The sequence below is a fragment of the Nocardia sp. CA-135398 genome (genome assembly GCF_050955845.1).
GTDB lineage: Bacteria > Actinomycetota > Actinomycetes > Mycobacteriales > Mycobacteriaceae > Nocardia.
On the sequence record NZ_CP192084.1, the window covers coordinates 2,942,235 to 2,967,219 of the forward strand.

At 65.7% G+C, this 24,985-nt stretch carries 23 protein-coding genes; 17 read left to right on the forward strand and 6 right to left on the reverse strand.

What is annotated here, in order from left to right; translation table 11 throughout:
• Window positions 1–168 precede the first annotated feature (168 nt).
• The 6 genes from ACQP1T_RS12845 to ACQP1T_RS12870 all read left to right on the forward strand — a co-directional run bounded on the left by ACQP1T_RS12845 (window position 169) and on the right by ACQP1T_RS12870 (window position 8,259).
• Window positions 169–873, forward strand: a complete 705-nt coding sequence (locus tag ACQP1T_RS12845; RefSeq protein WP_433762179.1) for a response regulator transcription factor — start codon at window positions 169–171, stop codon at window positions 871–873.
• Window positions 851–2,395, forward strand: a complete 1,545-nt coding sequence (locus ACQP1T_RS12850; RefSeq protein WP_433760203.1) for a sensor histidine kinase — start codon at window positions 851–853, stop codon at window positions 2,393–2,395. Before ACQP1T_RS12845 ends, ACQP1T_RS12850 begins: the two co-directional genes overlap by 23 nt.
• A gap of 71 nt (window positions 2,396–2,466) precedes the next feature.
• Window positions 2,467–4,527 carry an ArnT family glycosyltransferase gene (locus tag ACQP1T_RS12855; RefSeq protein ID WP_433760205.1) on the forward strand — a complete coding sequence of 687 codons (2,061 nt, stop codon included), beginning with the start codon at window positions 2,467–2,469 and terminating at the stop codon, window positions 4,525–4,527.
• Between the two features lie 26 nt (window positions 4,528–4,553).
• Window positions 4,554–6,596, forward strand: coding sequence for an ArnT family glycosyltransferase (locus ACQP1T_RS12860; protein WP_433760206.1), 2,043 nt, complete (start codon window positions 4,554–4,556; stop codon window positions 6,594–6,596).
• Window positions 6,597–6,761: 165 nt separating this feature from the next.
• Complete coding sequence (locus tag ACQP1T_RS12865; protein WP_433760208.1) at window positions 6,762–7,220, forward strand: MarR family winged helix-turn-helix transcriptional regulator; 459 nt, start codon at window positions 6,762–6,764, stop codon at window positions 7,218–7,220.
• A 226-nt stretch (window positions 7,221–7,446) separates the two neighbouring features.
• Window positions 7,447–8,259, forward strand: coding sequence for an alpha/beta fold hydrolase (locus ACQP1T_RS12870; protein WP_433760209.1), 813 nt, complete (start codon window positions 7,447–7,449; stop codon window positions 8,257–8,259).
• 16 nt (window positions 8,260–8,275) lie between these two features.
• Here the strand turns inward: ACQP1T_RS12870 and ACQP1T_RS12875 are convergent, their stop codons facing one another.
• Window positions 8,276–9,331, reverse strand: coding sequence for a threonine aldolase family protein (locus tag ACQP1T_RS12875; protein WP_433760211.1), 1,056 nt, complete (start codon window positions 9,329–9,331; stop codon window positions 8,276–8,278).
• Entirely contained in the window at window positions 9,328–9,723 is a 396-nt protein-coding gene (locus ACQP1T_RS12880; protein WP_433760212.1) for an ectoine synthase, read from the reverse strand. The genes ACQP1T_RS12875 and ACQP1T_RS12880 overlap by 4 nt, the downstream gene beginning before the upstream one ends.
• 360 nt (window positions 9,724–10,083) lie before the next feature.
• Between ACQP1T_RS12880 and ACQP1T_RS12885 the strand changes: the two genes are divergently transcribed.
• Window positions 10,084–11,529: an MFS transporter gene (locus tag ACQP1T_RS12885; RefSeq protein WP_433760214.1), complete on the forward strand. Its 1,446-nt coding sequence runs from the start codon at window positions 10,084–10,086 to the stop codon at window positions 11,527–11,529.
• 371 nt (window positions 11,530–11,900) lie between these two features.
• Window positions 11,901–15,335 (forward strand): protein kinase domain-containing protein, encoded by a 3,435-nt coding sequence (locus ACQP1T_RS12890; protein WP_433760216.1) that lies wholly within the window; start codon window positions 11,901–11,903, stop codon window positions 15,333–15,335.
• Between the two features lie 93 nt (window positions 15,336–15,428).
• Here the strand turns inward: ACQP1T_RS12890 and ACQP1T_RS12895 are convergent, their stop codons facing one another.
• The gene (locus ACQP1T_RS12895; RefSeq protein ID WP_433760218.1) at window positions 15,429–15,800 is read right to left on the reverse strand and encodes a DoxX family protein; all 372 of its coding nucleotides are present in this window, start codon (window positions 15,798–15,800) and stop codon (window positions 15,429–15,431) included.
• Between the two features lie 107 nt (window positions 15,801–15,907).
• Here ACQP1T_RS12895 and ACQP1T_RS12900 point away from each other — a divergent pair, with 107 nt between their 5' ends.
• Window positions 15,908–16,543: a TetR/AcrR family transcriptional regulator gene (locus tag ACQP1T_RS12900; protein WP_433760220.1), complete on the forward strand. Its 636-nt coding sequence runs from the start codon at window positions 15,908–15,910 to the stop codon at window positions 16,541–16,543.
• A 316-nt stretch (window positions 16,544–16,859) separates the two neighbouring features.
• On the opposite strand, the gene ACQP1T_RS12905 is transcribed toward ACQP1T_RS12900, so the two are convergent.
• Together ACQP1T_RS12905 and ACQP1T_RS12910 are read right to left on the reverse strand one after the other, a co-directional pair.
• A complete protein-coding gene (locus tag ACQP1T_RS12905; RefSeq protein ID WP_433760223.1) occupies window positions 16,860–17,606 on the reverse strand; it encodes a helix-turn-helix domain-containing protein in 747 nt (248 codons plus the stop codon).
• 93 nt (window positions 17,607–17,699) lie between these two features.
• Complete coding sequence (locus tag ACQP1T_RS12910) at window positions 17,700–17,936, reverse strand: hypothetical protein (protein WP_433760224.1); 237 nt, start codon at window positions 17,934–17,936, stop codon at window positions 17,700–17,702.
• 252 nt (window positions 17,937–18,188) lie between these two features.
• Between ACQP1T_RS12910 and ACQP1T_RS12915 the strand changes: the two genes are divergently transcribed.
• The 4 genes from ACQP1T_RS12915 (at window position 18,189) to bfr (ending at window position 20,759) form a co-directional block, all read left to right on the forward strand.
• The gene (locus ACQP1T_RS12915; protein ID WP_433760226.1) at window positions 18,189–18,617 is read left to right on the forward strand and encodes a hypothetical protein; all 429 of its coding nucleotides are present in this window, start codon (window positions 18,189–18,191) and stop codon (window positions 18,615–18,617) included.
• Entirely contained in the window at window positions 18,614–19,789 is a 1,176-nt protein-coding gene (locus tag ACQP1T_RS12920; protein WP_433760228.1) for a JmjC domain-containing protein, read from the forward strand. The genes ACQP1T_RS12915 and ACQP1T_RS12920 overlap by 4 nt, the downstream gene beginning before the upstream one ends.
• Before the next feature lie 228 nt (window positions 19,790–20,017).
• Window positions 20,018–20,215 (forward strand): (2Fe-2S)-binding protein, encoded by a 198-nt coding sequence (locus tag ACQP1T_RS12925; RefSeq protein WP_433760230.1) that lies wholly within the window; start codon window positions 20,018–20,020, stop codon window positions 20,213–20,215.
• Between the two features lie 61 nt (window positions 20,216–20,276).
• Window positions 20,277–20,759, forward strand: a complete 483-nt coding sequence (gene bfr, locus ACQP1T_RS12930) for a bacterioferritin (protein WP_433760231.1) — start codon at window positions 20,277–20,279, stop codon at window positions 20,757–20,759.
• Window positions 20,760–20,820: 61 nt separating this feature from the next.
• Here the strand turns inward: bfr and ACQP1T_RS12935 are convergent, their stop codons facing one another.
• The gene (locus ACQP1T_RS12935) at window positions 20,821–21,315 is read right to left on the reverse strand and encodes a hypothetical protein (protein WP_433760233.1); all 495 of its coding nucleotides are present in this window, start codon (window positions 21,313–21,315) and stop codon (window positions 20,821–20,823) included.
• 334 nt (window positions 21,316–21,649) lie between these two features.
• On the opposite strand from ACQP1T_RS12935, the gene ACQP1T_RS12940 reads away from it, so the two are divergent.
• From ACQP1T_RS12940 to ACQP1T_RS12955, 4 genes are all read left to right on the forward strand, one after another.
• Complete coding sequence (locus ACQP1T_RS12940; RefSeq protein ID WP_433760236.1) at window positions 21,650–21,919, forward strand: DUF1876 domain-containing protein; 270 nt, start codon at window positions 21,650–21,652, stop codon at window positions 21,917–21,919.
• 233 nt (window positions 21,920–22,152) lie between these two features.
• On the forward strand, window positions 22,153–22,608 hold the full coding sequence (locus ACQP1T_RS12945; RefSeq protein WP_433760237.1) for an NUDIX hydrolase: 456 nt from the start codon (window positions 22,153–22,155) through the stop codon (window positions 22,606–22,608).
• Window positions 22,609–23,103: 495 nt separating this feature from the next.
• Window positions 23,104–23,997, forward strand: coding sequence for an oxygenase MpaB family protein (locus tag ACQP1T_RS12950; protein ID WP_433760238.1), 894 nt, complete (start codon window positions 23,104–23,106; stop codon window positions 23,995–23,997).
• A gap of 104 nt (window positions 23,998–24,101) precedes the next feature.
• On the forward strand, window positions 24,102–24,971 hold the full coding sequence (locus ACQP1T_RS12955; RefSeq protein ID WP_433760239.1) for a hypothetical protein: 870 nt from the start codon (window positions 24,102–24,104) through the stop codon (window positions 24,969–24,971).
• The last annotated feature ends 14 nt before the right edge of the window (window positions 24,972–24,985 follow it).

Below are 24,985 nucleotides of genomic sequence, written 5' to 3' on the forward strand. Positions count from 1 at the left end.
CGACCTTGGTCCGCCTACCTTGGCGTGGGCTGTGCGCTGGTTCTGGATCGGCTGGGTGCCGCTCACAGCTGACCCAAAGATTCGGCACAGCTCCCCCCTAGCGTTCGCGGTCATGGTAGGACGATGTCCGCGATGAGCGCCGGGAACGGCCCGGCCGAACGAGTAGTCATGCGCCGCGCCGACGGCAGCCCCATCACCGTGCTGGTCGTCGATGACGAGCCCGTGCTTGCCGACATGATGTCGATGGCCCTGCGGTACGAGGGGTGGGAGGTCGCCACAGCGGGCGATGGTCGAACGGCTGTCGCGAAGGCGCGCGAGGTACGCCCCGATGTGGTGGTGCTCGATGTGATGCTGCCGGATATGACCGGGCTCGAGGTGCTGCACAAGTTGCGCGCGCACCTGCCGTATCTGCCGGTGCTCTTGCTGACCGCCAAGGATTCGGTCGAGGACCGCATCGCCGGGCTGACCGCGGGCGGCGATGATTACGTCACCAAACCCTTCAGCATCGAAGAGGTGGTGCTGCGGCTGCGTTCGCTGTTGCGCCGCACCGGCGTGGCCACCGAGGACAGCGGCGCACAGTTGGTGGTCGGCGATCTGGTGCTCGACGAGGACAGCCACGAGGTCATCCGGGCCGGTGAGCTGATTGTGCTGACCTCCACCGAATTCGAGTTGCTGCGATTCTTCATGCGCAATCCCAAGCGGGTGTTGAGTAAGGCGCAGATCCTGGATCGGGTGTGGAGTTACGACTTCGGCGGCCGGTCCAACATCGTCGAGCTGTACGTCTCGTATCTGCGCAAGAAAATCGACAGTGGACGGGCACCGATGATCCACACCCTGCGCGGCGCCGGATATGTCCTCAAGCCCGCGCCCTGAGCTGGTGCGCCGACTGCGGAAGCCCCGGCGCTGGTCGCTGCGGGCGCGCCTGTTGGTGGGGCAGGTGCTGTTGCTGGTGATTGTGGTCGTCGGCATCGGCGCGGCGACCGAATTCGCATTGCGGCAGTTCCTGGTGCATCAGCTGGACACCGAACTGATCGATGTGCAGAAGCGCTCACTCGGTGATGTCGGCGGCGGTCCGAGCCTCGGGCCACGACCGAGCGGTCAGCCGTCGATGCCGCCACCGCCACCCCCGCCGTCGGGTTCCGGTCCGGGACCGGACTTCCTGGACCGGCGCGGCATCCAGCCCGACACGATCGGCGCGATCGTGAACCAGGGCACTGTCACCAAGGCGGGCCGGATCGGCGCCGACGGCACACAGCGTTCGCTCTCGCATACCGCGCAACAGCAGCTTTCCGCGGTGCCGGCGAACGGGAAGCCGGTCGACGTCGCGCTCGACGGGCAGGGCCGCTATCGAGTGGTCGCGGCTACGGCGTGGTCGGGTGAAATCGTTGTCACCGGAATGCCGTTGACCGCGGTCGACGCCACTCTGCTGCGCGTCCTGCTGATCTTGGGGATCGTCACCGCGATCGTGTCGATCATCGCGATCACGGTCGGCATCTGGCTCATCCGGCACGCGCTCGCACCGCTGGATCGGGTCGCGGCGACGGCCGCGCGGGTGGCCGATCTGGAACTGGATCGCGGGGAAGTCGTACTGCCCGTGCGGGTTCCGGCCGCGGATGCCGATCCGCGCACCGAGGTCGGGCAGCTCGGTTCGGCGGTGAACCGGATGCTCGATCACATCACCAGCGCGTTGTCGGCGCGGCACGACAGCGAGACTCGGGTCCGGCAATTCCTCGCCGACGCCAGTCACGAGCTGCGCACTCCACTGGCCGCCATTCGTGGCTATGCCGAACTGGCGCAACGCAAACGGGCCGAGGTGCCCGGCGAGGTGGCGTATGCGATGGGTCGGGTGGACTCCGAATCTCGGCGGATGACGGGTTTGGTCGAGGACATGCTGTTGCTCGCGCGATTGGATTCCGGACGAGGGCTGGAGCACGAGCCGGTGGATCTGACCCAGCTCACGGTGGACGCGGTGAGCGACGCGCATATCGCCGGTCCCGAACACCGCTGGGATCTGGAGCTGCCCGACGAGCCGGTGGTGACCGCCGGTGACGCGGCTCGGTTGCATCAGGTGCTCGCCAATCTGCTGACCAATGCGCGCGTCCACACCGGTCCCGGCACCACGGTGGTCACATCGCTCGAATTCACCGGCGACGGGGGAGCGGTGTGGCGGGTCACCGACGACGGTCCCGGCATCCCGGAAGCCTTGCAGCCGATGGTCTTTCAGCGTTTCGCGCGCGGCGACTCGTCGCGGTCGCGGCGGGCGGGCAGTACCGGTCTCGGGCTGGCGATCGTCGCGGCGGTCGTCAAGGCGCACGGCGGCGATATCTCGGTCGACAGTGCACCCGGCCGCACCGAATTCACCGTGCGTCTGCCCGGCGCCGCCGCGACGAATTGAACGCCGCGCCACACAGCGAACTCACAGTTACGGCAGAGCTTGCAACTACGTCCGGCCGCGACGATCGAAGCATGACGACAACATTGCTGGGAGCTCCCGCCGCCGCGGCGGTCGAGCCGTCGGGTGCGCGGTCATCCGGGCGCGGCCCGCTGTGGCGGCGGGTATCGCTCGCGGTGCTGCTCATCGCGACAGCACTGCTGTATCTGTGGAATCTCGGTGCCAGCGGCTGGGCCAACGACTTCTACGCCGCCGCGGTGCAGGCCGGATCGCAGAGTTGGAAGGCGATGCTGTTCGGGTCCAGCGATGCGGCCAATGCGATCACCGTCGACAAGACTCCCGCCGCGCTGTGGGTGATGGATATTTCGGCACGGCTGTTCGGCTTCAACTCGTGGAGTCTGCTTGTGCCGCAGGCGCTCGAGGGCGTCGCCGCGGTGGCGGTGCTGTACGCGGCGGTGCGGCGCGTCAGCGGTCACTGGGCTGGGATGCTGGCCGGTGCGGTGCTGGCACTGACACCGGCGGCGACGCTGATGTTCCGCTTCGACAATCCGGACGCACTGCTGGTTCTGCTACTGACCGTCGCGGCCTATTGCGTGCTGCGGGCCATCGAAAAGGACAGCGGCGCTTGGTGGTTGCCGCTGGCCGGTGTCGCGGTCGGCTTCGGATTCCTGACGAAGATGATGCAGGCATTCCTGTTGCTGCCCGCCTTCGCGCTGGTGTATCTGCTCGCCGCGCATGCGCCGCTGCGCACCCGGATCGTCCGATCGGTCGCCGCCGTGCTTGCGATGGTGGTATCTGCGGGCTGGTATCTGGCACTGGTCGAGCTGTGGCCCGCGTCGTCGCGGCCCTATATCGGTGGATCGCAGCACAACAGCGTGCTCGAACTCGCGTTGGGCTACAACGGTTTCGGCCGGTTGACCGGTAACGAGACCGGCGGGCTCGGGAACCTGAATTCCGACGTCGGCTGGGCCCGTTTGTTCGGTTCGGAAATGGGCGGCCAGATCGCCTGGCTGCTTCCTGCGGCATTGATCCTCGGCATTGCCGGACTGTGGCTCACCCGCCGGGCCCCGCGGACCGATCGGACCAGAGCGGCGCTATTGCTGTGGCTGGGCTGGCTGATCGTCACCGGCGTGGTGTTCAGCTACGCCAACGGCATCCTGCACCCGTACTACACGGTGGCGCTGGCACCGGCGATCGCGGGCTCGATCGGGGCCGGTGCGAGCCTATTGTGGCAGCGCCGCAACGATATTCGGTACACGGCTGTGCTGTCTGGTTCTTTGCTGGTGACCGTCGTGCTGGCCTGCGTCCTGCTCGCACGCACTCAGGACTGGCTGCCATGGCTCGGCCCGGTGGTCGCGATTGCCGGTGTCGGATCGACGGCGCTGCTGCTGGTCATCGGTAGATTGCCGAAGGCCGTTGCGACTGGCGTCCTCGCGGTCGCTTTGGCCGTCGGTTCGGCCGCGCCCGGTGCTTATGCGCTGGCCACGGCTGCGACCACACACAGCGGCGCGATTCCATCCGCGGGACCGGCCGGTGCGGGCCGGTCCTTCCCTGGCGGTGGACGGACCAGCGGAACCGATGGTGGCACAGGTGCGTCGACCGGCATCAACGGTGGGGCGGGTTCGTCGACCGGTACCGATGGTGGGGCACGTGCGAAGGGCAGCACCGGCGGAGGTGCGGGCTCAACGACCGGCACCGGGGGTGGCTCGGGGGCGTCGACGGGCATCGGCGGCGGCGCTGGCGGCGGTGCCCCGATGGGCGGAATGTTCGGCGGCATAACGCCGGGCGCGAATCTGACCGCGGCACTGAGCGCCGACGCCGACGACTACACCTGGGTCGCCGCCGTAGTCGGCTCCAGCAATGCCGCCGGATACCAGCTGGCCACCGGTGACCCGGTGATGGCACTCGGCGGCTTCAACGGCACCGATCCGGCGCCAACGCTGTCGCAGTTCGAAGACTATGTGGCCCAACACAAGATCCACTACTTCATCAGCGCCCAGATCATGGGTGGGATGCGCGGATCCGCGAGCGGCGGCAGCCAAGCCGCCAGCGAAATCGCGGCCTGGGTCGCGGCCAACTTCATCGCCCAGACGACCGACGGCGTCACCGTCTACGACCTCACCGCCAGCCACTGACCATGAATAGACGAGAGGGACTCGAGATGACCATGACCGAAGCGCGGCCCGTGCGGCACGCCGAACCAGCGGGTCCGCGGCATGCGGACACGCACCGGAAACGATCGACGCGCTGGCTGTTCGGCCCGCCCGATCAGCCACGCTGGGCGCGCTTCGGATTGTGGACACTGCTGGCGGCCACCGCCGTCCTCTACCTGTGGGGACTCAGTAAATCCGGTTGGGCCAACGACTTCTACGCGGCCGCGGTCCAGGCGGGCACGCAGAGTTGGAAGGCGCTGCTGTTCGGTTCGCTGGATGCGGGTAACGCCATCACCGTCGACAAACCGCCCGCATCGTTGTGGGTAATGGGCTTGTCCGGCAGGCTGCTCGGCTTCAGTTCGTTCTCCATGCTCCTGCCGCAGGCGCTGATGGGTGTGGCATCGGTCGGTTTGGTGTACGCCGCGGTACGCCGGTGGAGCGGCCCGGCGGCCGGGCTGCTTGCGGGTACGGCGCTCGCAGTGACTCCTGTTGCGGCACTGATGTTCCGGTTCAACAACCCGGACGCGCTGTTGGTGCTGCTGCTCGTCGTCGCGGCGTACTGCACTGTCCGCGCCACCGAGCGCGGCAGCGGCTGCTGGCTCGTATCGGCCGGTGTGGCAGTGGGATTCGGCTTCCTCACCAAGATGATGCAGGCCTTCCTGGTACTACCCGCACTCGGACTGGTGTTCCTGGTCGCCGCACCGATCGGCTTCTGGCGTCGCATCGCCAAGCTGCTCGCCGCGTTTATCGCAATGGTGATCTCGGGCGGCTGGTTCGTCGCCCTGGTCAGCCTGTGGCCCAGTGACTCCCGTCCGTACATCGGCGGCTCGTCCGACAACAGCCTGCTCGACCTCGCACTCGGCTACAACGGTCTCGGCCGTGTCCTCGGCGGCGAGGGCAACGGCGGCGGTGGAGGTGGAGGTGGCAACACCGGCTTCGGCGGCAGCACCGGGATCACCCGAATGTTCGGCGATTCGATGGGCACCGAAATCTCCTGGCTGCTGCCCGCGGCCTTGATCGGTTTGTTGGCCGGTCTGTGGTTCACCCGACGCACCCCGCGTACCGGTCGCACCCGTGCGGGTTTGATGCTGTGGGGCGGTTGGCTGCTCGTCACCGGTGTCGTATTCAGCTACATGCAGGGCACCATGCACCCGTACTACACCGTCGCCCTCGCCCCGGCGATCGCGGCACTGATCGGTATAGCGGTAGTCGAATTGTGGCGCGGCCGCCAATTCGGCACGGCGCGTATCGCACTCGCGGCCATGTCCGCCTCGACCGGTATCTGGAACTTCATCCTGCTCGACCGCACACCCGACTGGTACCCGGCGCTGCGCTGGATCGTGCTGATCGGTTCGATCGTATTCGCGGCCATCGTCGCGGTCGGCGCACATCAGCTCGGCAGGTTCACCGCCGTCGTCGCCATCGCCGGGTTGCTGTTCGGTCTCGCGGGGACCACCGCGTATGCGATCGAGACGGCGGCGGCTGCGCATTCCGGTTCCATTCCGACCTCCGGTCCGGCAGTCGCTGGCAGGGGGATGGGTATGGGCGGACCGGGTGGCGGTGGGGGAGCGGCCCCCGCTGGTTCCGGCGAATCAGAAACCGGCGCACCGTCATTCGATAATGCGCCAACCGGACAAGCGGGTACCGAGCAGACCGCGACCGACGTGACCGCCAACCGCGACGGCGGACCGGGCGGCTCGAATTCATCCAACACCGAACTGCAGCAGTTGGTGCGTAACACCGACACCCGTTGGGCCGCAGCGGCGGTGGGCTCGATGTCGGTGAGCGGTCTCGAATTGTCCACCGGCGCTTCGATTATGGCGATCGGCGGTTTCACCGGCAGCGACAACTCCCCGACGCTGGCGCAATTCCAGCAGTACGTCGCGAACGGCGATATCGCCTACTTCATCGCGGGCGGTGGCATGGGCGGTGGCCCCGGCGGCGGATCGAATACCAGCGCAAGCGAAATCACCGCATGGGTCGAGGCGCACTACACCGCCAGCACGGTCGGCGGCACCACGGTCTACGACCTGAGCCAGCCCACCTCCTGACCATCCAGCCGAGGCGCGCCTGCCCTGAGCGGGCGCGCCTTTTCGGCTCGAAAGGGGGCGTGCATAATACACGTGCCGTGTAATATGCGCACTGGAGCGGGTGGAGCACAACGTGTGTGATACACATGCGTCATTGGTGACGTGCGCATCGGCGGAAGGGGCGGGATGGACAAGCCCACGCATTTGATCGAATTCGAGACCATGCTGCTCGGTCGATACAGCCTGGCGTCTCGACGTGGTGCCAATCGGATGGACCGCAGCGCCTACACCCTGCTCAACCGCCTACATGGCGAAGGCCCGATGTCCATCGGTCAGCTCAGCGACGCACTGGGGTTGGAGGCCTCGACGCTGCGTCGGCAAACCGCCGCCATGATGCGCGCCGGCCTGATCGAACGGATCCCGGACCCCGAGGGCGGCATGGCTCGACTGTTCCGCATTACCCCCGAGGGAAATCGCCAACTCGACTCCGACCGCACCAAAAGCGTCCGCGATCTGGACAACATCATGGCCGACTGGTCGCCCGACGACGTCGCCACCTTCGCGGCCTATCTCGAACGCTTCAATACCGATATCGAGCGCTACCACGGCCGCCCCTGGCCACGACATTCCATCATCAGCCGCTGATTCTCACGCCGCACGCAGACTCTGCCGGATCCGGTACTTCTGCACCTAGCCGCTCAGGGGGCAGGTAGTAGGGCACGCCGCCCGCGACGGTGATGCCATAGAGCCGGATACCAGCCGCAGTGCGGTCCGCCGCCGGCGCTCGTGGAGCACGACTTAATTCGAGGAAGGTAACGGATGTCCTCGCGACCGCGCTCTGCTGCCGTTTCCAGATGACTAGCATGTCGACATGGAGTGCGAAGTCGGCGGCGTTTCAGTGCATTACGTCGAGCACGGCACCGGGACTCCGATCTTGATGCTGCACGGTTCGGGGGTGGATCATCGCGAGATGGTCGGCGCGATGGAGCCGATCTTCGGTGAGATGCCCGACTATCGGCGCATCTACCCGGATCTCCCAGGCATGGGGCGCACTCCGGCGCCGGAAACGATCAACAGCTCCGACGATGTCGTAGAACTCGTCCTCGGGTTCGTCGACGGAGTGATCGGTGATCGGGACTTGCTGGCTCTCGGTCACTCCGCGGGCGGGTATTTTGCCCGGGCGGTCGCGGACAGCCGCCGCGATCAGGTGAGCGGACTGGCCGTCATCTGTCCCCTCGTCGAAAACCCATACGACATACCCGCACACCAGGTGGTGCACGCCTCGGGCGACCTCGGCGACATTCTGGCCCCGGACGACCGCACAGAATTCGAGGACTACTTCGTGGTGCACACCCCTGCCATGCAAGAGCGGTACCAGCGTTTCGTGGCTCCCGCGATCCCCCTGGCCGACCAGGCCGCCATGGCGCGGATCGGCGAACGATGGCGGCTGAGCTCTGGTCCGGAGGACGGACCGCCATATCCCAACCCGACCCTCATCCTCACCGGCCGCCAGGACTCCGCAATGGGATACGCCAGCCAATGGCACCTCATCGAGCACTACCCCCACGCCACATTCGCGGTGCTCGACCGTGCCGGACACGCACTGCCGCACGAGCAGGGCGACCTCGTCAGGGCGTTCGTCACCGAATGGCTTCGCCGCGTCGAAGAGCATCGCCAGACATAGAACGGCCGAATCCGGTTCAAGCGGCCATCTCTTGGGCGATGGCTTCCGCGAAGGCGTCCACGTCGGCCTCGGTGGTGTCGAACGAGCACATCCAACGGACCTCGCAGGTGCGTTCGTCCCAGATGTGGAAGCGGAACCGTTTCCGCAGTCGATCGGTGACCTCCGTGGGCAGTATGGCGAAGACGGCGTTGGCCTGGACCGGCCGTACGATCTCGACGCCGGGCACCTGGGCGACTGCGGTGGCAAGCCGGGCCGCCATGACGTTGGCGTGCCGGGCGTTGCGCAGCCACAGGTCACCCTCCAGCAGGGCGACGAGTTGCGCCGACACGTAACGCATCTTGGAGGCCAGCTGCATCGCGGCCTTGCGCAGGTACGTCATGCCACGCACCGCGTCCGGGTTGAGCACCACGATCGCCTCGCCGAGCAGCAAGCCATTCTTGGTGCCGCCGAACGACAGCACGTCCACTCCGACGTCGGCGGTGAACGCGCGCAACGGCAGATCGAGCGCGGCGGCCGCGTTGGCCAGTCGGGCCCCGTCCACATGCAGCAGCATGTCGCGCTCGCGTGCCAGCGCGCCGATCGCCGCGATTTCGGCGGGCGTGTAGAGGGTGCCGAGCTCGGTGCTCTGCGTGATAGAGACAACCTTGGGCTGGGCGTGGTGCTCCTCGCCGAAGCCCCACGCGTACCGGTCGAGCAGCTCCGGCGTCAGCTTGCCGTCCGAGGTGGGCACCGGGATCAGCTTCAGCCCGGCCACCTTCTCGGGTGCGCCGCACTCGTCCAGGTTGATGTGCGCGGACTCCGGGCAGATCACCGCGCTCCACCGGTCGCACATCGCCTGCAGCCCAACCACATTGGCACCGCTGCCGTTGAAGACCGGATAGACATCGGCGCGCTCGCCGAAATGGTCCCTGATCAGTTCGCCCAGCCGAACGGTGTGGACGTCCGCGCCGTAGGCAGGCTGGTGGCCCTCGTTGGCGGCGGCCAGCGCCGCCATGATGTCCGGGTGCACGGAGGCGTTGTTGTCACTGGCGAAACCGCGTACCCGCTCGCAATTGGGAAAGGTGTCGCTCACTGATCCTCTTCCGTCAGCAGTGGGAAGGCGCCGTTCTCATCGTGGATCTCACGGCCGGTGAGGGGTGGGTTGAACACGCAGACCGCGCGGAACCGGGTGTGGGCGCGCAGGGTGTGATGCTGGTGTGCGTCGACCAGGTACATCACGCCGGGCTCTAGGCAGTGCTGTTCACCGGTCTCGTCGTCGACCAGTTCGCCCCGACCCTCGATGACGTAGACGGCCTCGATGTGGTTGGCGTACCACATCTTGATCTCCGCACCCGCGTCCACCACAGTGTCGTTCAAGGAGAACCCGACCTTCTCCCCGGCGAGCACCAGACGACGGCTATTCCACATGGGGCCCTGCACTTCTCGCTCGGTGCCGGTGATCTCTTCCAGTGAACGGACGATCATAAAGTGCGTTTCCTTTGTCTCGTGCGTTTCCTGCGAACACTACGAGCATCGCTGCCGGCGCGACATCCCAACAGTGGCAGAAATGTCTCCTATCGTGAAGATCCCGCCACGCCAACGCCCTGCGGGTGCGCTGGAGATCCGGCGCAATCCCGCGCAGGACAAGGGTTGGATGCGTGGGGCGCTGACATCGTGTTCGACCTGGTCGCAGGGTCCGCGATTGCACACGCGACCGCGACGATCCGTGGTTCCCCCGCCGGAATTCCTCGGAGACTTACAGCGCGTGTATTGTTCACGTGGAATGTATGATACACATGGCATGTACGATACATGTTTATTGTTGTGAGTCCGAGAGAGATTTGCGTGGACAAGCCTGATTCTGCTGTCCGGCCGGGCGCCATTCTGGCGGTACTGGCCTATACCGGCATCGTCGCGTCGCTGATGCAGACGCTCGTGGTGCCATTGCTCGGCGAGTTGCCGCAGATTCTGAATTCCTCGGCGGCCAATACGTCCTGGGTGGTCACGGTCACCCTGCTCGTGGGCGCGGTTGCCACCCCGGTCGCCGGGCGCCTCGGCGATATGTTCGGCAAGCGCCGGATGGTGATCGCCTCGACCCTGCCGCTCATCATCGGCTCGGTGGTCTGTGCCATGGCGGGTTCGTTGCTGCCGATGATCATCGGCCGCGGCCTGCAGGGCCTCGGCTTCGGCACCATCCCGCTGGCCGTCGCGCTGTTGCGGGATGTGCTGCCGCCCGAGCGACTCGGCTCGGCCATCGCACTGATCAGCTCCTCGCTCGGAATCGGTGGCGCGCTCGGGCTGCCGTTGGCGGCGGCGGTCACCGAGTACAGCAACTGGCGGGTGCTGTTCTGGGCGGCGGCCGTGCTGGTCGCCATCGCCACCGCGCTGATCACAGTGATCGTGCCCGAGGGTATTGCCGAAGGGCCGTCGGGTCGCTTCGACGGACTCGGTGCGGTGCTGCTCGGCGGTGGTTTGGTAGCGCTGCTGCTCGCCGTGTCCAAGGGGGCGACGTGGGGTTGGGCGAGTGGCAGCATCCTCGGTCTGTTCGTCGCGGCCGTAGTGCTGCTGCTGGTGTGGGGTTGGTGGGAGCTGCGGACCGTCGAGCCGCTGGTCGACTTGCGGGTCACCGCGCGTCCGCAGGTACTGGTCACCAATCTCGCGACGGTCGCCATCGGCGTCGGCATGTACGCGTTGCAGCTCAGTGTCCCGCAGCTGATGCAGCTGCCGAGCTCGCTCGGCTACGGTCTCGGCCAGTCGATGATGGCGATGGGTCTGTGGATGGCCCCCGCCGGAATCATGATGATGCTGATTTCGCCTGTCGGCGCAAAGCTTTCGGCATTGCGCGGTCCGAAGTTCACCCTTGTCGTCGGCGCCGTCGTCATGGCCGTCGGCTACGGCTCCGCGCAGGTCCTGATGGGCAGCACCTGGGGACTGCTGATCGTGAACATCATCTGCAGCTCGGGTGTCGGTTTCGCATACGGTGCCATGCCCGCCCTGATCATGGGTGCGGTGCCGCAGTCGGAGACCGCCGCCGCCAACGGCTTCAACACCCTGATGCGCTCGATCGGCACCTCGATCTCCGCGGCCGTGGTCGGCGCCGTGCTCGCACAGCTGACCATTACGGTCGGCGGTCACAGCATCCCCACCGAGAACGGCTTCCGCGTCGCGTTCTTGATCGGCTGTGGCGTATCGGTCCTGGCGGCACTGGTCGCGATGGCCATACCGGTCCGTCGCGCGATTGCCGCCCACCCGGCCGAGCCGACCGAAGCGGAAGTCCCCGTCCGAGTCTGATGCATATCCGCGCAGCGTGGCGCGGTCGGAACGGCGCCTCTGACCTGCGCCCCGCGACGCCGAGCTGCTTTCCCGAGATCCACTGCCGCGGTGAGTATTCCGAGCTGTGCGTCGAATACGGCATTGTTGACCAACTTGACGCGTCGGCCCGCGCCCAGCGGACCGACGTGTTGCCGGAACTCGAGTATGCCTGGTCATCGCGTCGGCAACGGCTTCCCGGCACGGCCTCGGCAACTTCACCGGAGCTCGGCTTTCCCGACTATGATCGGCTCGTCGGGGTCGGAGTTCTGCCTCGAGAGGTGATCGTATGGTCGGACATTACGGCTTCGGGGGTTCGCGCACATCGACGCCGGTCGATTAGCCGATTCGCCATGCCCGATTCCGAGAACGACCGCACCCAGCGCGATATCCAGTCCGGGATCGCCGCGGAACTGACCGCCGCCGGATTCGAGGATGCCGAGGAGATCGGCCGCGGGGGTTTCGGGGTGGTCTATCGGTGTCTGGAGCGCTCGCTCGATCGCACGGTCGCGGTCAAGGTGTTGACCTCGGAGATCACCGGCGACGAACGCGAGCGTTTCGTTCGGGAGCAACATGCGCTCGGTCGACTCTCCGGTCACCCCAATATCGTTGCGGTCCACCAGGCCGATGTGACCGCCGACGGCCGCCCGTTCATCGTCATGCCGTTCCATTCGCGCGGGTCGCTGGATGCGCGATTGCGCGCGACGGGGCCGCTGCCGTGGCAGGAGTTGCTGTCGATCGGGGTGAAGATCGCCGGGGCGTTGGCCGCGGCGCATGCGGCGGGCACGCTGCACCGGGATGTGAAGCCCGCGAACATTCTGGTGACCGACTACGGGGAGCCGCAGCTGGCGGATTTCGGCATCGCGCATATCGGCGGGGGATTCGAGACCTCCGCCGGACGCATCACCGGCACACCGGCGTTCATCGCACCCGAGGTGCTGGGGGGTGCGCCGCCGAGTGTGGTTTCGGACATCTACAGCCTCGGTGCCACCTTGTTCACCCTGCTGACCGGGCACGCGGCCGTCGAACGCCGGACCGGTGAGGCCGTGCTCGCGCATTTCGTCCGAGTCACCTCGACCCCCGGGCCCGATCTGGGCGAAATCGACGTCCCCGCCGAACTTCGCGCCGCGATCGAGGCGGCAATGGCCACCGATCCCGATCGAAGACCGCGTACGGCAGTCGAATTCGGGTATCTGCTGCGCGATGTCCAACGGCATTGCGGGCTCGATGTGGACGCCATGGCAATGCCCGCGGACGCGCAGGAACCGCGGTCCGGCCCGATAATGGTGCCCGCACAGCGCGGGACCGGGCTACGCACCACGGTGCCACCGCCGGTCGCGTCGACCAAATATCGTCCGCCGACCTCGGCTCGTCCCCTGGTGAACCGGCCACGGCTGCTGCGCAGACTGCAGGAGGGCGGCAATCGCCGACTGCTGCTCATCCACGCGCCGCCGGGCTTCGGCAAGAGCACACTGGCCGCGCAGTGGCGCGATGTGCTTACCGCACAAGGGATGTCGGTCGCGTGGTTGACGATCGACCACGACGACAACAATGTCGTCTGGTTCCTCGCACACTTGGTCGAGGCGATTCGCCGGGCTCGCCCGGATCTGGCCGGTGGCCTCGTGACAATGCTGGAGGAGCGGTCCAGCGATGCCACTCGCTACGTGCTGGCATCGCTCATCGACGAAGTGCACGATAGCGGTGCGGCACTCGCGGTCGTCATCGACGACTGGCACCTCGTCACTGAGGCCGGTACCCGCGCCGCCATGGAATTCCTGCTGGACAACGGATGCCATCACCTGCGGGTGATCGTCACCGGCCGAACGCGTTCGGGGCTACCGCTCAGCCGGATGCGGGTCAGCGACGAACTGGTCGAAATAGATTCCGACGACCTGCGATTCGACGACACCGAGTCGGCGGCGTTCCTGCTCGATATCAATCGCCTGACATTGGACCGATCGCAGGTCGCCGAACTGCTCGACTCGACCGAAGGCTGGGTCGCGGCCCTACAACTCGCGTCGCTGTCGCTGCGCGGCAGCAGTGATCCCGCCGGATTCATCGATCAACTCTCGGGCCGACATCAAGCGATCGGCGAATACCTCGTCGAAAACGTGCTCGACACACTCGATCCGGACCTGCTCGACTTTCTGCTGGCGACCTCGATCACCGAAAAGATCTGCGCCGCATTGGCCGAAGCGCTGTCGGGCCCCGCGGCCCCGCAGCTGTTGCAGCAGGTCAAGGCCCGAGATCTGTTCCTGCGCAATATCGACTTCCCGGACAATGTCGGCGACGAATTCGAGTGGTTCCGCTATCACCGCATGTTCGGCGACTTCCTGCGCCGCAGGCTCGCCGAACAGGATCCCGACCGGTGCGTCCGGCTGCACCGCGTCGCGGCCGACTGGTTCGCCGAGCACGCGATGTTGAACGAGGCGGTGGATCACGCACTGGCGGCGCATGATTCGGCGGGCGCGCTGCGTTTGATCGAGGATCGCGCGACGGAACTGCTGGAGAGTGCCCGCACGGCCACACTGCTCGGTCTGGTCGCGAAACTGCCGACCGCGGTCGCGGTATCGAGTGCGCGCCTGCAACTGTTCGTGGCATGGGGGAATATCTCGCTGCAGCGGCCGGTGCCCGCCGAGGCGGCGTTGGATCGGGCCGACGCGGTGCTGGGGGCCGGTCAACCGGATGCGGACGACATCACCGATCTCCATGTCGAATCCGCGCTGGCGCGTGCCGCCTGCCGACTCACCGGCGACCGATACGCGGAAATGCCGGAGCTCGTAGCGCATCGGCTCGGGTCCGAGGTCAACCCGTTCATCGCGACCGTCGTGGCGGGAGTCGGCTCGGCGGCCGCCCTCTATCGGTTCGACTTCGACGAGGTGTACTGGTGGCAGCAGTGGGTGGCGCCGCACCGGGCCAGGGTCAAGGGGCCGACCGGCTTGATGCACACCTACGGCACGGCTGGTGTGGCGGCCTTCGAACAACTCGATATCGCGGCGGCGCGGGCGCAGCTGGAAACCGCCCGAGCCCTGGCACTGGAGACCGGCCGATATTCATACATCACGCGCATGACCGGCGCCTTGCTCGGCGCGCTGTGTTATTGGCGCGGCGAAATCGACGAAGCCGAGGCGCTGCTCGACGACAGCGTCAAGGCGGGGCCCGAAGGTGGCGCTGTCGAATCCATGTCGGCGACCTATGGAATCGGCGCGCGAATCGCGGCACTGCGGGGCGATCTCGAGGCGGCGCGAGAGCGGCTGGCAGAGGGGACGAAGATAGCGCGCAATCTCGCGCTGCCCCGGTTGGCCGCGCGCATTGTCAACGAACGAATCCGCCTCGGCCTGCCCATCGCGGCGGATGAGGCCGCGACACTGCGGCGGCTCGAGCCCTACCGCGCCGAAGGTGACGGGATCACCATCCTCACCTCGGAAATCCAATGGGATTCGGCAATACGGCTGCTGTTGGCGGATGGCTCGGTCGAGGCAGCCGTCGTATCGGCCGAGCGGTTGGTTCGCGGCATCGAACCTCAGCACCGCCCGCGGGCGCTTTTGGAGGCTCGACTGCTGTCGGCGTGCTGTCTCGCGACGGCGGACCGCTTGGAAGAGGCTGTGGCGGTGTTGGATCCGGTGTTGGCGCAGTGTGCCGAACTCGGCGTGCCGCGGTTGGCGGCCGATGCCGGAGCTGGCATCGAGCCCGCCGTCGTCACGCTCATCGTCACCGATCCGGCGCTGCGCCGGACCCCGCTCTCATTTCTGACGCAGCTACTGCCCACCGACACTGCTCGGCGATAGTCGTCGGAAACATTTGCGGCGTGGATCACGAACTCGCCAGGTTCAGCGTCCCGCCTGACCCGTCCCCGGCGACCACGCTGCGCTGCCGTGGCGTCAGAACGAATAAGGGCCGAACCGGCCCCACGCGATCACGGCGGCAAGTATGAGAAGCACTGCGCTGGGGGCGATTTCGGCCCATTCGCTGCGGCGCGCGTGCGTCAGAGCGGCGCCGATCATGATGATCGCGACGCCGACCGCGGCGATCGGGGTGAGTATCGGGACGATTCCGGTGAGCGCGGGCAGCACGAGGCCGAGTCCGCCAACCACTTCGACCGCGCCGATCGCCTTGACCTGCTGGTCGGTGAAGCTCTCGACCCAGGACATCTTGGCGGCGAGTTTTTCGCGCGGCTGGGCGAGTTTCCCGGCGCCGGCGGCTACCAAGGCCAGGGCCAGCAGGCCCTGCAGGATCCAGAGGAAGACGTTCATCGAGAACTCCTAGTCAATCGCTCGACCGCAGGCGGTGAGCAGGCGAACACGAACAGAATCGAAAGCGGACTTTACCCCGCTTTCATTCCCGGCGGTAACTTGGACCCGTGGAACCGACCGCGCTACACCTGGGCCCGCCGCGTAACGAACGCGGCGACGCCGCACGTAATCGACGACATCTGCTGGAAGTGGCGCGGCAGCTGGTCGACGAACTCGGCGTCGAAAAGGTGACCATGGATGGACTGGCCGAACGTGCCGGCCTGGGCAAGGGCACCGTATTTCGCCGATTCCGCACCAGGGCGGGCATCTTTCACGCGCTGATGGACGAGGACGAAAAGACCTTCCAGCAATCGGTGCTGTCGGGCCCACCGCCACTGGGCCCCGGCGCCGATCCGATCCAGCGCTTGATCGCCTACGGCCGCGCCCGCCTGGATTTCCTGTTCGACCACGTCGCGATCGCCCGCGCATCCCTGGACGCCAACCAGCCGATCCCCGTCGGAGCGGCCACCATCTCCCAATTCCATATCCGCATGCTGCTGAATCAGGCGCGCGTCGACCATCCCGACACCGACACCCTTGCCATCCAGTTGACCGCGGCCCTGGAAGCCCCCGTCCTGCTTTATCTGCATGCCACGACTGCGGCGGACACCGCCGCCGCGCGACAGCAATTGGCTGACGGTTGGCAGCGGCTGGTCGAACGAATCACCACGCCGAATCCGTTGGACACCAAGGTGATTCGATAGCCCGACCTGCCGCGCGTCGAAGATCGCTTGACTCGGGGTCGCTGGTTTCCGAGAAAATCTCGGTCGCCACCCGTGCCTAGGTCGCGACGATAGGTTCATCATGTTGGGCGAGTTGGTCGCGCTAAGAAGGTGACCACTACACCATTTCGGCAGCATCGCTCCAGAACGGACACCGCCGCCCGCGGTAACCACCGCGACTTGCGCGGAGTCGACCGTGCTGCACGACGTTCAACAATGTCTACGCTCGCAAGGCCGTCGACAGGGTGCCGGTCAGGGCATCGGCAGCGTCGACGCGGTGCGCCCGGCGGCCGCTCGCTCAGAGCGTCAGCACTCCGTGTGATCTGAGCAGCCGTGTGAGATCGGTGCTCACCAAGCCCGCCGCCCGCTTTACCGCTTCGGCCACGGCCGGGATTCGCTGGACTTCGGCCACGGTCGCCGCCAGCGCCGCGACGATCTCACCCGCGGGTCCGTGCACCGGTGCGGCGACACAGGCGAGTCGGAATCGGCTCATATCGGTGTCATAGGCGAGGCCGCTGCTCATGTCGACCCGGCGGCGCCATTCACGCGACGAAAGTCCCTCCGGCGGTGTGGGATTCGGGTGGCCGAAGGCCAAGACTTGCTCGGCTGCCGTGCCCGGCGGCAGTAGTACTCCGGGCCGCAGGGGAAAGATCTCGTCGATTTCGCGTCCGATGCCGCCGATGAGCATGGTGTTTCCTCGGTCGGTTACCGCGAGGCTGAAGCCGCCGCGATCGGATGCCGCGGTGAGCTGTCGCAGCGTCCGTGCCGAAGCCGCCCGCAGCAACCGCGCCGGTTGCCAGGTCTGGCCGAGCCGGAACACCCTGGGGCCGATCTGGTAGCGGCCACCGCGCCGCTGCACGGCCCCCTCCGCGACAAGCTGGTTGAGCAGTCGGTAGGCCGTTGCTTTCGGTAATTCCGCTGCCGATGCCAACCGGGTCAAACCCATCTCATTGCCGTGCGCGAGTACCTCGAGCAGGGCGAATGCCCCCTCGAGTACGCCCCGCCCACCGATGGCCGCCGACTTCGGCGTGATCGCTTCGCTCACTGTCTGTCCTCCCGTGCAGATAGTGAGAAGCCTCCGACTTCCAGCTCTCACCCACGTTTCACCGGCGTCTCACGGTGCCGCGGGCTCGGGCGATCACGTGTCGGGTGGTTCTCCCTCGTCGTGCACCGTGCCCGGGGGTTCGCCCTCGTCGCGAACCGCCGCCGCCTTGACGATCTGTCGCTTTGCGCGGCTGGTGAATTCGTCGACGAGTCCGACTGTCACGGTCGTCCCGATCGCACCGATCGGGCGGATCGCATAATCCTTCGTGGTGTCGTGATCGACCTGAAGATGGATGGCGGGCGGGACTTCGGGATTGTCCATGATCGGCATCGACTCGCTCCTGGGGTGTGGGTGGGCTGTCCACACTGACTGTGCGCGTGAGTAGGCGTCCAGGCCATAGTCCGCTGGGCGAACCGAGTTTTCGGTGATGGCATGGTGGGTTCGCTCAGCGGACCCGGTCCTCGACGCTCGCTCGCCTGCCGGGGCAGCATTGGCGGACGCAATCAGGCATTCACCGCGATCATCTGAAAGATGTTGCATCGCGGGGGAAGTCGCCTCCAACGCAGTCTCACGGAGTAGCCGATGCCCATCATGGACAATCCCGAAGTTCCGCCCGCCATCCATCTTCAGGTCGATCACGATGTCGAGACGGACTATGCGGTCCGCCCGGTCGGTGCGGTCGAGGTGAGTGTCACAGCCGGTCAGGTCGACAAGTTCCTCAACCGACCGTCGGCGCTGATCAATAGGTCGGAAGCCCTTCCTGACGCGGACGACGATGCCGCGGTTCGCCCGATCGGCGTGGTCGAGGTGAGTGTCACGGCCGGTCAGGTCGACAAGTTCCTCACCCGTCCGTCAGGGCTGATTTCGAGGTCGGAATCCATTCCGGAAGAAGGCGATGCCACGGTTCGGCCGATGAGCAAGCCCGAGGTAACAGCAGCGGACGGCTTGGTGGACGAGTTCGTCAATCGCCCCGCCCAGCTCGTCTTCCGCAGTCGGGAGGACGACAAATGACCAGCGCGACACCAGGTTTCGGCTTCGCCGACTGGTTCACACCGCTGGATCTTGCGGGATTCCGCGACGGTGCGCTCGGCCGCGAGGTACTGGTCACCGAACCGCGCGCGGATCTGGCCGAACGGCTTCGCGACGCGCTCGCCACCCGATCCGTCGAGGACCTGTTCGTCAAACGGGTCCGTCAGGTATCGGCCTGGTTTCCGCGGCTGGACGGCACGCTCAGTTCGGCGGTCATCCGACCGGACAGCGCGCGCACCTTCTACGAAGCCGGGACCACGCTGTTCTATCAGGACGTCGCCGACTTCGCACCGTTGGTATTGGAAGCCGCCGAGGCGTTCGGAGTGTCAGCCAAATCGGCGAAATGCCAGCTGTTCTGCAATCGCCCCGGCGCGGTCACCTCCGTGCATTTCGACCCGATCGATGTCATCACCGTCCAGCTGACCGGATGCAAGACCTGGCGCGTCGCCCCCAATCGCTTCGCCCCCGCGCCGTTGGAGGGGTGGGCGCCCAACGATCCGGTGCCCGCGGTCATGCGCATCTACGGGGAAGGTGAGCCACCCTCGGAGATCCCCGACGACGCCACCGAATACCGTCTAGAACCCGGTGCGGTACTGCATGTTCCGCGCGGATACTGGCACGAGACCAGTTCCGACCAGGATTCGATCTCACTGCACATCCTGCTGATCCCACCGCTACGCCTGGACTTCCTGCTGGCCTCGCTGCGCAACGAACTGCTCCGCGAACCGTATTGGCGCGAATCGGTATACGACCCCGACAGCACGCAGTGGCTGACCGCCGCCCGGGGCGCTTTCGATGACGCGGTCGCCAGAATCGGCATCCTGGATCTGGCCCGGTCGCCGATCCCCGACTTGCCCGTGACCCCCGAAACCAGCTTTGTCCGAGCCGGGCAATGCGCATTGCACGTCGAGGCCACCGACGCCGAAACCGCCGAGATCGCCGTGACCGCCTATGGTTTCCGCGACTCCTCGACCACAACCGTAAAACTCGACCGAGGCTACCTACCCGCGTGCCAGTGGGTGAACCAGCTGCCGACCGGAGTGGCGCTGGACGTAGCCGATGTGCTGACCGCAGCACCGGAGTTGTCCAAAGCGGAGGTACAGCAATTGCTCGCCCTCTTCGAACGATCCCGACTCGTCCGCCGCATCAGGTAGGCGTGGCGGTCGCGGGCAACCCCCAGCATCCTCAGCATTCACCGGCCGACCATCGGTGGCCCGGTGAATCCGAAACCGGGCAGCCCGACGATCCCGACTCGTGCCGGGCCTCGAATGGTGCCGAGCGGCTATTGACAAGAATCGGCATGGAGGTGCTATACATTAGGGGAGGCTTACCTCTTTAGTTGAGGCTAACCTCGTCAATGTCCGCTCGCACAATGAGGCATCGTGTACGTCTGTATCTGCAACGCCGTCTCCGAATCGGACGTGCACAGCTGTGTCGCCGCAGGCGCCAGCTCGACCGCGCAGGTCAAAAAGGCGTGCGGTTGGAAGCCCGGCTGCGGCAGCTGCACTCGCCGCCTCGCCGAGCTGGTCGGCCGGGCCTGCGCGGCGCCTGTACAGGACGTCGAGGCACCCGCAGCGTAGCCCGACACGATAGGCCGTCCTTACCGGTTCGCCGATTGTGAGCTGTGACACCATCACACGCATGGAAGGCGATAAGGAAATCATCTCAGTGCTCAATGAGCAGCTGACAGCCGAACTCACGGCCATCAACCAGTACTTCCTGCACGCCAAGATGCAGGAAAACTGGGGATTCACCAAGCTTGCCAAGCACACCCGCCACGAGTCCATCGATGAGATGAAGCACGCGGAGGTGCTCACCGATCGCATCCTCTTCCTCGAGGGGCTGCCCAACTACCAGAAGCTCAACCCGCTGCGCATCGGCCAGACTGTCCCCGAACAATTGCGGGCCGATCTGAAGATCGAGATGGAGGCGGTGGATCGGTTGCGCGGCGGTATCGAGCTGATGCGCTCGCGCGGTGATATCACCTCCGCGCGCATCTTCGAGGCCATTCTCGAGGATGAGGAATCGCACGTCGACTACCTGGAGACCGAACTCGATCTGCTGGAGAAGCTAGGCGAGCAACTGTACCTGCAGCGTTACACCGACACCCCGGAAGGCGACTGAAATCGTCACCGGTTCCGGTCGGTTCTGGTGCCCGGAACCGGTGAATAATCAGGTGCCGTACTCAGCGGATCGGCTGCGTGACGGCGTCGTGTTCGTCGTTGACGAGATGGAATGCGATCGCGAGATCATCGATTACCGCCTGCCACGCGGCCTGACTGCCCTCGCCGCGGGGATCGCGGGCCAGCGCGAGCAAAGTGGTGGCGGCATCAACGGCCTGAACCGCGGCAGCCAGTAGCGCGGGCACCGGAGTCGGGGCATTTCGGGAGGCCAATGTGGCGATGTTGTGACGCAGCCACCGCGCGTCGAACTGGGCCTGCGCCGACACATCGCCAACGGCGTGTTGCTCCGCGGTCGCGGCCATCGACCAGTGGCCCGTGCATTGCCCCAATGGGGCCTGGACTACCAAGTCCCGCAGTTCACTACTGATCAAACCGTGTAGCCGACCGGCTAGCTCGGCGCGTTCGACGGGCGGCTCGGCCGACCAGCCAGAAGCGGTGTCCGCTACATCGGCCTGCAATACGGCCAGCACTGCTCGCAATTGCGCAGCTGTTGCCACCTACGCCCCTCTCCGTCGTTCATTCCGAGCTACCGTTGTGCGACAACACTTCGTGGACCCAAACGACTTCGCCGAAACCTCCCTGCACCGTCCGCCGCACGGCCGTTCGCGTCGAAGCGTCCGCGACCCGACGCGAGTGCAGACACGACGATACAGAAGCAGACAATATCGAGCTACCGACAAGCGGCAGCCAATATTCGATGCGCCCGCTCCGCTCGGTCGGTTCGCTACGCCGGCAGGTCTGGTGGGGTCCCGCTTGGTGTCCACGAGCCATAGTGGTGCGATATTGGATGTGAAGCGACACAGTCCCTACTGAATCCGGAGGGCAGTGCGAATGCCGTCGAAAACTTGGAACATCTCGATCGCCATCGAAGAACTCGATCGCATGACCAAAGTAAAAGCCCAGCTGATCGGCCGCGGAGATGAGCCGTTGAGCGCGGCCGGGTCCGCTCACACCCATCCCGCCGACCAGAACGTGCCTGCCATCGGCGACGAGCTCGCTTGTGCTCGCGCGCTGCAAGATCTGGCCCACCAACTGCTGCACGCGGCGATAACAGATATCGAAGCCCACACGCACAAGCCGGTTCAGGGCTTGCAAGGCTGACATCTGACCTACAACGCGACCGTCGGGGTTGGGGACCGCAAACCCGTGCGTTCAATATTTGAAACCAATTGGTTGAAACCGCACTGTCGCGGGTCGCTTCCTCGGCGGGCAACCGGGCGAAATCAATTGCGCGAACGCACCTCTGGTGCCTCTGTCGTGCGACGGGCCCGTCACGTTAATATTGGGATGATTGCTTTCACCCGAATGCGGCGTGTCCGCATGACCGAAGGCTGGTGAGTCCGCCGATGTCGGTGTCGATGTTCGATGAGGCGCTTCCGCGCGGCGAACGTGATGGTGTCGGTCTGCGCGTCGGTGCGATCATCGATCGGGGTGGCGAAGTGTTGCTATTGGAGGCCCACAGCACGGGGCCGCTTCCGCTCACCCGCAAGCTTCCGGGCGCCACTGTGGAACCGGGCGAATCGGTCTCGGCGGCACTGATTCGCGGCGTCCGTGAAGAAACCGGGCTGACCGTCACCGATATCGGCCACCACATCGGTGATTTCGACTACCTGTCCCCGGCCGGAAAGCCGGTGCGGCGCTTGCATTTCGCCGTTGAAGTGGCGGCCACCAGCCCGATTGTGCTGACCGCCCACGCCGATTATGTATGGGCATCTCTGGACGGAGAGCTGCTGGTAACGCCGTCCATCCGCGGCATCCTCGAGGCCTATAGGGACCTGCTCTACCGCTGAGCGCCCCCTTTTCGATATTCGAAATCGGTTGTGCCCGTGTTTTTCTCGTGCTGTGGCCGCCCTGTCGATTTTGCCGTGCGCACACTCTCGCCCAGAACATCTCGATAACCCACGCCGCTCTGTCGGCCGAGGGATCGGTCGGACTGGAGCGAGTTCGCACTGCGTCCCGGCTGATGGGGGAGGGCTGCCGGCCGTGGCGATTTGGGGTTACTGATGTTACCGACCATTCGTTGCCGACAGGACGTCGACTCGGAGGCGTAGCGAAGTACACATCCGCGTTCACTTGCTGGTTCTGCTGTTGAAGTACGAGCGGTAAGTTACTGTATATTCTTGAGATGGCGGGCTCGCTGGCTGTCGCGGAGAGGAGTTGACTGTCTCAGGTTCGTCATCGTGCTCCTCGCCGTCGGTTCGGTCCTATTGATCCGCGCGGTCGGCATGGCTGAGGCTGGCCCATCTCATTCGCCGTCTACAGCACCCGACAACGGAAGGAATCCGATGACCGCCACCGCTCGACCGCTGCCACCGCTGACCACCGAGGAAACCCGGATCCACATTCCGGCCATCCATCGCTCACAGACCAGGCGGCCGCTGAAAATCGCTGACGCACTTGACTTCTGGAATTTCGCCGGTGCCGCGGCCAATGTGGTGATGCAGATGGCCCGGCCGGGTGTCGGCTATGGCGTCTCGGAGAGTCGAGTCGAGTCCGGCGCGCTCATGGTGCATCCGTGGAAGCGGGCCAGGACCACCACGCAGTATCTGGCGGTGGCGATTCTGGGCACCCAGGACGAGATCGACGCCTATCGAGAGGCGATCAACGTCGCCCACCGGCAGGTGCGTTCGGGGCCCGACAGTCCGGTCGAATACAACGCTTTCCATCGTGATCTCCAAAAGTGGGTCGCCGCTTGTCTTTTCATCGGCTTCGAAGACACCTACCAGTTGTTGCACGGCAAGATGAACGATGAACAGGCCGAGCAGTTCTATCAGACCGCTTCCACCCTGGCCACCGGTGTGCAGGTCACTCAGGATATGTGGCCGGCCACCCGCAAGGACTTCGACCTGTACTGGAATGAGGCGAGCGGCCACGCCGTCCTCGACGACAAGGTCCGCGCGTACCTCGATGATCTGCTCAACCTTCGCATGATCCACTGGTATCTGCGGCTGCCGTTCCGAAACCTGTTGAAGTTCTTGACGATCGGCTTCCTGGCGCCGTACTTCAAGCAACAACTCCAGGTCGAATGGACCGACGCCGACCAACGCCGCTTCGAACATCTTTTCCTGTTCGTCGGCTTCGTCAACCGCTTCATCCCTCGCTTCGTGCGCTTCGCCCCTACCTACGCGCTGATGCGAGACCTGCGCCGACGCATCCGCAAAAACAAAAGCCTCATCTGACGGTCTGTGCTCGCCAGAACCCTCCAGGCTGGCAGGTGACAACTTAGTCTGAGGGGCATGGGTGGTTGCCCGGAAGACGGGCCATTGCCGGTGGGAGGTGGGACATGTCCGTAGTCGTCGGTGTACACGGGATCGCGCAGCAGTACCGAGGTGGGTATCAGCTGGCGACCGTGTGGTTGGATGCGGTGCGCGACGGGCTGGTGGCGGGCGGGCATTCGCAGCGTGCCGGGGAGTTGGCGGCGGGCGATTTGCGGGTGGCCTTCTTCGGTGACCTTTTCCGGCCGACTGGGGCGATGGCCGGTGCCGAGCCGCCATTCACCCCAGGTGATGTACGGCCCGGTCCGGAACGCGAGTTGCTCACAGCGCTATACCAGCGGGCTGTCGAGGTTCAACCCGAACTGGGTCCGCCCGCGGGGGCGATGGGGCCTGGGCTGGTCGCGGTGCAGGTGATGGTGGAGCGGTTGCTGCGATCGCGGACCTTCGCGGGGGTGGCGCAGCATGCGCTGATCGGCAACGTCAAGCAAGCAGTGCGGTTCCTTGCCGAGCCAATGGTGAAAGCCAAGGTTTTGGAACGTGTTTCGGCGATGGTCGGGCCGGACACTCGGGTTCTCGTCGGCCATTCGCTCGGCTCGGTGGTCGCCTATGAGTATCTGTGCCGGACAGCGGCGCCGGTCCAATTGTTGCTCACGCTGGGCTCACCGCTCGGGGTGCCGAACCTGATCTTCGATCGACTCACCCCCGCACCGTCGAACGGGACGGGTACGTGGCCTGCCGGTGTTGCGCGCTGGGTGAACATCGTGGACGTGAACGATGTTGTGCCGCTGCGCAAGCGCCTCGCGGACCTGTTCCCGCCGCCCGACGGCATCGCGCGGATCAGCGATCGGATCGTCGACAACGGCGATGCGCCGCACGCGATCGAGCGATATCTCAACGCCGCCGAGACCGGCACCGCCATGGGGGACGTCCTTGCCTGAGGTCGGCGAGCTCA